This window comes from Alcanivorax sp. HI0044 (assembly GCF_001634945.1).
In genome coordinates this window covers 1-1,087 of the sequence record NZ_LWEZ01000161.1, presented here as the reverse complement: position 1 = coordinate 1,087, position 1,087 = coordinate 1, and the positions used below count along the sequence as shown (strand labels likewise).

At 55.5% G+C, this 1,087-nt stretch carries 2 pseudogenes; both read left to right on the top strand.

Annotation, left to right across the window (positions count from 1 at the left end):
• A pseudogene (locus A3730_RS30875) lies at positions 1-660 on the top strand (hypothetical protein); the annotation flags it as partial.
• Between the two features lie 143 nt (positions 661-803).
• Positions 804-1,087 (top strand): annotated as a pseudogene (pepN, locus tag A3730_RS01945) (aminopeptidase N); the annotation flags it as partial.

Here is a 1,087-nt window from a genome sequence, read left to right as displayed (position 1 = left end):
CAGTTGCTAAATAACTCGGAAGCTTTTGGTCCTTCTATCAAAGGTGGGCTGGCTGCAGCGGGTGTTATGGAAGGCAGTTCTGATTTCGAGAAGTTTCTGTATGTGGCGCAAAGTACGGTTGATTCCGGTGATCCCGTTAACTTTGCTGAGGTTCTTGCGGGTGCAGCATCATGCGATCCTGTAAAAGCCCAAGCTGGTGACTACCCAAGTATTCTCACTTGTGGGAGTTTGACAATTCCTGTTTTGGTTCAACAAATTGTCGGTGGCGGAGATGCCTCCGTTTACGGAGATGGCACTGAATACTTGGCCGATCAGGTAGTGCCTAACAGCGTTGACGGTGCCCCGCTGGCCGGGACGATGCCGTTGGCTCGTTTGCTGAATGCGCAGCCGGTAGCGGCGGGAACTGGGCCGACAGATGTCACGGATGTGAGTGCCGCCAATGCGTTGGTTAACCTTACCGTGGGTGAGCATGCCTCCTTGCTGACACCTGGCGACCCGGCTACGGCTGGTGGTTTCATTGCTCTGACCGAGTTACAGACTGAAGTGGTAAGCTTTGTGCGGGCTCCAAGCCAGACAGCAGTGGGTATCACCGAGGCTGACTTGCTTGGTAATGGCACGGTTTTGGCGCCGACGGCGCCTTATGTGCAGGCTGCGCCGTAGTGAGCTGACCTGCAGTGCAGCTCATGGCATCATCAACAACACCCCGCTAGTCGGGGTGTTGTTGTTTTCGCAGAGCAGCCGTTAGGGCTGTGCCGGGACGGATTGGATTGGCCGTCAGGCAAACCTTTTTCAGGAGTAGGGTTATGGAAGGTGCACAAACAGTCAAAACCACCCGCTTGGTGAACTACCAGCCGCCGGCCTATCTGGTTGAGTGGGTGGCGCTGGATGTGGATATCCGTGATGGCGTGACTACTGTCACTAGCAGCTTGTCTCTGCGTCGCAATCCCGCCTCTCCTGACGCCACAGTAATGACCTTCAATGGTGAAGGCCTCCTCTTGCGTACTCTGGCGCTTGATGATGTGGTGCTCGATAGCGACCGCTATCACTACGAGAATGGCCTGTTAACCGTTGAGGGGCTGCCTGAAGC